This window comes from Myxacorys sp., from assembly GCF_059501405.1.
This window is the reverse complement of record NZ_JCACCM010000186.1, coordinates 1-6,943: the sequence shown is the minus strand read 5'-3', so window position 1 is coordinate 6,943 and position 6,943 is coordinate 1. Positions and strand designations below refer to the sequence as shown.

Below are 6,943 nucleotides of genomic sequence, written 5' to 3'. Positions count from 1 at the left end.
GAGCGAGAATAACTATATGTCTTCTAGATTAAGCTATTGCCGATTAAGTCTATTAATTGGAATAATCCTTCTGCTTCAGTCAGCAAGTATTTCACCGTGGCAGAAGTAACTCAAAACGACGATCGCAGAATCCCTGTGGCTGGTTCAGACGAAGAAGCGGCGATTCTCAGACTGGCAGCAGAACTAGACAAGGTTCGAGGGGCTTGGGGAGGCGCGATTCGGGTCACATCCTGGTATCGTCCCTATGCCGTAAATCTTGCAGTGGGCGGGGTGTCTAACTCGTTCCACCTTACGGGTATGGCGGCTGACATCTATCCCATGTCAGGCGATATCTATGAGTTTCAAGATTGGCTTGATCATAGATGGACTCAGGGAGGCCTTGGGTATGGTGCTAATCGTGGATTCGTCCATTGCGATTTGGGACCATATCGCAGATGGGATTATTAGGCGCTCTTAAATACCTCCCATCTAACCCTCTTGACGGTTTTCTTTGCCCAAGCGGGGTTGTGATTGCTTCTGTTTCTGTCCAACCCCGCTCTAATCTGTCGCTCACCAAATTATCTTTTCCTCCCAAATCTCGGCTCCATTGAGTCAGGTTTTGGCACTTCCCGTTGAACTCAATTACTCGTTCTAATCCGTTTCGGTTGGGTCCCAATCCGCTATCCCGATATGATTGATGCATATTTTCTTGGATAGTCATGTACTCAAGGTTGTCCTTGGCATTATTTCTGGGATTCGCGTCTTTGTGACCAACGTGAAGCCCTTCGGGTCTAGCACCATGAAAGGTTAATGCAACAAGAGCATGGACTCGAAATGTCTTAGGCTTGCCGTTTCGGCAAAGTGCAACATTTCCATATCCCATTGGTCCGCAATAATTGACTTTTAGAATTTTGCCTTTTGCTATGTGATGCTTGTGTCCATTCCATGCGGTTCGATCGACGCTGCGAATTTTGCCTAAACTAGATGCCTCATAAAGACCTTCGTAGCCAGGAATAGACTTCCATTCCTCCTGTACCATCAATCTAGCCCTCCAATGGCTTAATCATTGTGAGTGGTTAGCCATCAATGAGTGGTTGCAACACTTCATTGGTGGCGTTATTTTTTCTATCATAACTCATCAAAAACCTTGAAAACCCTTTGAGACAATGGTTTGAGCGTTTTGCTTTAGACCACAGAGAGGGCGGCTGGAAACGCGGACCAGGCAGCATTCGCTGGATGTATTAGCGATCGTCCTCTTAGAAAACAACCCCTTGTCTCGTTATGAGAGGAGGGGTTACCTGTATTACTCCGCCTATTTTAAAGAAGAACCAAGATTCTCGAAGATTTCTCGCCCTCTTAGTGCATAGCGATCGCTAAGTCTTCGATTCAGTTCAGAGCTTTGCACTACTGGAATGTCAGAAGCTCTAACATTGGCTTGGGCAATCATAATCATAAGTTGACTAAAGCATTCTGGATCTCAGCACGTTTAGCGAGTTGTTGCTCCACAATTTTTCCAGCGAACCCTTGTTCCATTTGCCAAGCAACGAGTGTGATTGCTGACGACGTAACTGCCAGCCTCATCGCTTTGCATAGTTGTTACCAGTCTTCTTCAGGAAAAATTTGTTCAATTTCAGCCAACCTCAAACTCATAAGCACAGATTGATTTAAGATTTCAATCATTGTCAAACACGAATCTGAAAGGCAGCATTGCCGCTATCTGTTCTCTTCCTGACTGGATTGAACGTCGGAAGCTGATTGAAATGATTTGTCTGGTAGATTTGCTAATTGTTGATCGATGACGCTGGGAAGCAGATAGAACAGTGGAATGAGAATATAGAGGATGACACTCACTGTTGTGTTGATCCAAGACAGCAGTGTTGCGATTGCATAGAGCGTTGGGTAGCCGATGCTCCAAAGCGAAGCGTTAAAGATGAATTTGCGATAATGTCGATTATCCAAAAGATACTGTCGAACGACGTAAAACCAAAGTACGTTATAAACGATGCCAGTTATTGTTAGGGACGAACCGTAAAACACAACTACAGGCTGAAGCTTGCTGTAGTTGCTAATTAAGGCTGTGGAATAGGGAATAAACGCGATGCACATTAGCAGGATGAGATTGATCGTTAAGGTAATGCGATCAACTCGCTTAAGAAAATGAAAGAGCGCATGATGATTTAACCAAATAACGCCGATGACCAGAAAACTCGTGACATAACTCAATAGATGCGGTGCAATGTGCATCATTTCACTAACTACTTCTGATGGAGCGGCATGAGACAAATTTGGCACTTTAATTTCAATCACCAGTAAGGTCATGGCAATCGCAAATACCCCATCACTGAACGCCTCAAATCGATTGAGGCTCATGAATGTCTTCATTGGTTATCCTTCCATTCGTCCCTCACCGTACATAAATTGAGATCGCTCTCCCAAGGCGTGTCCAGATTTCCATAGGCGCATTCCTAGTGCCAGTTGATCGCCCTCCCATACCTCCAGTGCTCTGGGAACATCATGATTGGAGCCAACCAAAGCATGAGTAAGTGCGATCGCATTGGCAGCCGCTTTAGCAGTACTAGCCGCTGTATGGGGGCGGGGAATAAAAGCGGCATCGCCAATCAGGGCAATACAGTCAAAGGCCATTTGCGGTACACCAAGATCCAAAATGGCTTGAACAAAGGGTTCTTGGGTCGCTGCCACTAATTTTTGAAATGGAGGGGCTAAGACGCGATCGGCATACGATCGCATCGTTTGTTCCACAATTGGATGGATCATTCCAGGCGCGATTGAAAACTCCCGCCGCTGACCGTTTTTATCCGTCAGGATGTCCGGCAACTCGGTTTTTTGGTCGTAATTGACATACCAAACCCAGTTGAAGCGACGCTCTCCTGGAATCAACGATTCATTCTCTCCTGGAATCACATATTGCAGAATGTGCGAATTCGGAAACTGATAAAACACAAATCGTTCAGTCAACAGTTTCGCCGTTGCAGGATCGAGTTCCCGTTCATTCACTAAGCCGCGATAGGCAACATACCCAGCATATTGCGGTGTGTAGTCCGGCAAGAGCAAGTGGCGAATCGTTGAGGTTGGTCCATCCGCACCCACGAGCAGATCACCTGTCTCGCGAGTGCCATCGGCAAACATCGCAGTTACCTGTGTTCCGTCTTGAGTAATCTCAGTCAGGTGCTTGCCTTGATGATAATGGTCAGCCGAAAAATGTCGCCGCATCGAACCGTAAAGTAAATTCCAGGAGGTTAAGATTTGACGCATCGGCATAGGTTGAGCAATGCTGCCGTCTCGGTTTAAGTAATATCGTTCGTGTGCTACCACACCTAAAGAAGCTTCATCCGCGATTCCTGCTCTTTGAAACGCTTCCACGACATCCGGTTGCAGCACAATGCCGCCGCCGCGACTGTCGAGAGAGTGCGGTGATCGCTCATAGATATCTACCTGCCAACCGATCGATCTCAACAGATTTCCGGCAAACAACCCAGCCAATGATCCGCCAATCACAAGGGCGCGTTTATCGATAGCGTTCATCCCATTTCCTCTAAATACTTGTGAACAAACGTGACCGCCATTGCCCCTTCACCCACGGATGAAGCCACCCGTTTCACAGAACCATGCCGCACATCTCCTGCTGCAAAGGAACCAGGAACACTGGTTTCTAGAAAAAATGGATCGCGATCGCGCGTCCAGCATTCCGGTAGGCGACCCTGTTTGAGTAAATCTGAACCAGTCACCAGGTAGCCTGCCTGATCCCGAATGATGTTAGTATCCTTTGCCCATTCAGTATTTGGCGCACCGCCAATGCAAACAAACAACCGTCGAGTATCAATTTTCTGTATAGATCGATCGCCACCGTGAGTCACTTCAATCTGCTGCAACGAGGTGTCCCCTGCCAGCCCAGTCACCCAAGCCTGAAAGAGGACTTCAATGTTGCTTTTCTGAGTAATACGCTCAACGAGGTACTGCGATAAGGTCGCCGCTAGCGTATCGCCGCGAATCAGCATGGTTACTTTTTCGGCATAGCGCGACAAGTACATGGCAGCTTGACCTGCTGAGTTACCACCACCCACAATAAAGACGTGTTCGCCACCACACAGAGGCGCTTCACTTGCACCTGCACCGTAAAATAATCCAACTTTGAGAAACTGCTTTTCATTGGGAAGGTTAAGCCGTCGATACTCAATCCCCGTGGCGCAGATGTTGGCTCGTGCAACCATTTTGCTGCCATCCGCCATGTCTGTATAGATGCGATTGTCTCGAAATTCTGACTTCATGCCCTCGCGTAACAGCAGCAGTTCAATGCCAAATTTAACTGCTTGCTGGCGGGCGCGTTCCGCTAAATCGGCACCGCTAATGCCTTCAGGAAATCCCATGTAATTCTCGATCAAGGAACTGGTGCCTGCTTGTCCACCTACGGCATGGCGTTCAACCAGAACAGTGCGTAGCCCCTCAGATGCAGCATACACGGCTGCACTTAAGCCAGCAGGACCCGCACCATAAATCGACAGATCATATTCTTTGAATCTGGGTTGCGTCACCCAACCGAGCCGTTGAGCGATCTCTCGAATAGTCGGGGCAAAGAGTTGAGTGCCCTCTGGAAGTTCAACCACAGGCAAGCGGATATCACTTAGAGTTGAAAGACTCAGTTCACGATCGCAATCCTGATCGCTCGTTAATTCAATCCAGTCAAATTCAACGACGCTGCGGCTGAGAAAATCTCGAATTTCGTAAGCAGCGGCTGAATTGGGTTGCCCATAGAGTTTGACCCTCTGAGGATTAGACGATGAGCCTGAATCATTTGTCATAGTAGTGTTTCCGTCGTTATTACTATCATTCAGCCAGTCGTATTCATCTGAGGTTCAGGCAGTTGTCAATTCCTTCACTGCATTTTGCAAGGCGGCGAGAAAGACCTCAACGGATTGAGCACCCGACACAACTTCTTTGCCAATGCGAGTATGAGGGACACCATGAATCCCTCGAGCAATCGCCTGACGTTCCAATTCCCGTACCTCTTGCATCCCCGCATCAGACAACAGAAATGCCTTTGCCGCCTCTGCATCTATACCCACCTCAGCCGCTAAATTGGCTAAGACTTTAACCTCAACAATGTTTTGTCCTTCTGTGAAATATGCCTTCAGAATGCGTTCCGCCATTACTGTTGCTTTATCCTGTTGTCCCGCAAACCAAGTCAATCGGTGTGCTTTCAGCGTATTGGGAGTAACGGTCATCAAGTCGTAGCGAAATGCAATGCCGTCAGCTTGAGTTGCCTGCACCGTTTTGGCATCGAGTGCCTGCGAGTATTCCCAATTGCCAAACTTCTGGCTGCGGTAAGTTTGGCGATCCATTCCAGCTTCAGGCATATCTGGATTTAGCTCGAATGGATACCAAATCTGTTGAATTTCAACCGATGAATTCAGTTGTTCAATTGCCTGGTTCAATCGCGTTTCTGCGACCAAACACCAGGGACAAATGAAATCTGAAGTAATGGCAATCGTTAATGTCATAGTTGCCTCCTTATAAGTTGTTCTACAACTGTTGATAGTTTCACTCTAATCTCATTTACAAAGAATGTTAATGTACTAAATACGCTAAATACCTTTGCGTTTTTTGCAATAATCAATTTAAAGGGAATGCGGTGGATCAACTGGCAGCAATGCGATCGTTTATTAAAGTCGTCGAGACTGGCGGATTTTCAGAAGCAGCCCGACAGCTAGGGTTAGCCGTCTCCTCGGTGATGCGTCAAGTCAATTCCTTAGAAGCGATGCTGAACACTCAGTTGCTCAACCGCTCCACGCGCAGCATCACGCTCACGCTACAGGGTCAGAAGTACTACGACAGAGCGGTACAAATTCTGCAAGATGTAGAAGAAGCTAACCTTTGCGTTATGGAACAAGGTGATATTCCGCACGGCAGTTTGCGGGTCAGCCTCCCTGTAACGTTTGGACGGTTGCATATTGCTCCGATTTTGAGTGATTTTCTAGCTCAGTACTCAGAAGTTAAGCTTGATCTACAACTTAGTGATGGACTCGCAAACTTAGTCGAAGCCGATTTAGATGTAGTGATCCGCATTGGCAATCTCGATCGTTCCAATCCCAACCTGATTGTCCGCAAACTGGCGACTTATGATCGATTGGTCTGCGGTAGCCCAGCGTACTTTAGGCAATATGGCAACCCAGCTCATCCGAACGACTTAACTAGGCACAATTGTTTGCTCTTTGCCTATTCGACAACTTCTCAAATCTGGCGATTCCAGTGTGAAACCGAAGTGTGTGACGTGAAAGTGAGTGGATCTTTGGTGGCAAACCATTCAGAAATGCTGCGTCAAGTCTGTTTAGATGGTACTGGTTTAATCTTGATGCCAACCTGGTTAATTGGTGAAGATATTAAAGCTGGAAGATTACAGGCAGTGTTGACTGATTTTCAAATCTCTCCACAAGCTGATCTGGATACAGGCGTTTATGCATTGTATTTACCTAACCGTAAGTATTCGCGGCGGGTTCAAGTGTTTATAGATTTCTTGATTCAGCAATTTGGCAATCCGCCCTACTGGGAGATAGAAAGTTTGACTTGTGGCACTTCCCACTCAAACAGTTGACTTGAGCACCTTTGTACTCTCTCAATGAATAGGTGCACCCATGTCACTGGTGGGCAAGATTTACGTGGGCGATTTAGACCGATTGCCCAAAGGTCGAAAGAAGAGTAATCGTCGGATCAAACAAGTGGCGCGAAACAATATTTGGGAGATGCCGACTCAGGCGAAGTATTTAGAGGAAAAGCTGCAACTGGCGGGCGGAATCGGAACCGAGAAAGCCAGTGAAGCATATACCTCTCAAGTGTGCCCTCAATGCGGACGCAGGCATAAGTCGCGCAACCGCGTCTACTACTGCAACCCCAAACATGGCAGGGCTGATTTATTGCAAAAAGGAAAAGAGGCGACAAATATCGTGAGCAA

General features: G+C 47.1%; 8 protein-coding genes. 3 read left to right on the top strand and 5 right to left on the bottom strand.

All coding sequences use genetic code 11. The features are described from left to right. Positions 1 to 36 precede the first annotated feature (36 nt). Entirely contained in the window at positions 37 to 447 is a 411-nt protein-coding gene (locus AC5I6P_RS25930; protein WP_495696664.1) for a D-Ala-D-Ala carboxypeptidase family metallohydrolase, read from the top strand. Here the strand turns inward: AC5I6P_RS25930 and AC5I6P_RS25925 are convergent. The 5 genes from AC5I6P_RS25925 to AC5I6P_RS25905 form a co-directional block, all read right to left on the bottom strand. Beyond that, a complete protein-coding gene (locus AC5I6P_RS25925) occupies positions 392 to 1,018 on the bottom strand; it encodes an NUMOD4 motif-containing HNH endonuclease (RefSeq protein ID WP_495696663.1) in 627 nt (208 codons plus the stop codon). The genes AC5I6P_RS25930 and AC5I6P_RS25925 overlap by 56 nt on opposite strands. Before the next feature lie 674 nt (positions 1,019 to 1,692). After that, positions 1,693 to 2,361 carry a TMEM175 family protein gene (locus tag AC5I6P_RS25920; RefSeq protein WP_495696662.1) on the bottom strand — a complete coding sequence of 223 codons (669 nt, stop codon included), beginning with the start codon at positions 2,359 to 2,361 and terminating at the stop codon, positions 1,693 to 1,695. Positions 2,362 to 2,364: 3 nt separating this feature from the next. Further along, positions 2,365 to 3,522, bottom strand: coding sequence for an FAD binding domain-containing protein (locus AC5I6P_RS25915; RefSeq protein WP_495696661.1), 1,158 nt, complete (start codon positions 3,520 to 3,522; stop codon positions 2,365 to 2,367). Then, positions 3,519 to 4,796 carry an NAD(P)/FAD-dependent oxidoreductase gene (locus tag AC5I6P_RS25910; RefSeq protein ID WP_495696660.1) on the bottom strand — a complete coding sequence of 426 codons (1,278 nt, stop codon included), beginning with the start codon at positions 4,794 to 4,796 and terminating at the stop codon, positions 3,519 to 3,521. Before AC5I6P_RS25910 ends, AC5I6P_RS25915 begins: the two co-directional genes overlap by 4 nt. A gap of 54 nt (positions 4,797 to 4,850) precedes the next feature. After that, the gene (locus AC5I6P_RS25905; RefSeq protein ID WP_495696659.1) at positions 4,851 to 5,495 is read right to left on the bottom strand and encodes a DsbA family oxidoreductase; all 645 of its coding nucleotides are present in this window, start codon (positions 5,493 to 5,495) and stop codon (positions 4,851 to 4,853) included. Between the two features lie 131 nt (positions 5,496 to 5,626). Between AC5I6P_RS25905 and AC5I6P_RS25900 the strand changes: the two genes are divergently transcribed. Together AC5I6P_RS25900 and AC5I6P_RS25895 are read left to right on the top strand one after the other, a co-directional pair. After that, positions 5,627 to 6,586, top strand: a complete 960-nt coding sequence (locus AC5I6P_RS25900; protein WP_495696658.1) for a LysR family transcriptional regulator — start codon at positions 5,627 to 5,629, stop codon at positions 6,584 to 6,586. A 40-nt stretch (positions 6,587 to 6,626) separates the two neighbouring features. Then, a partial coding sequence (locus tag AC5I6P_RS25895) for a zinc ribbon domain-containing protein (protein ID WP_495696657.1) occupies positions 6,627 to 6,943 on the top strand: 317 nt, incomplete at its 3' end.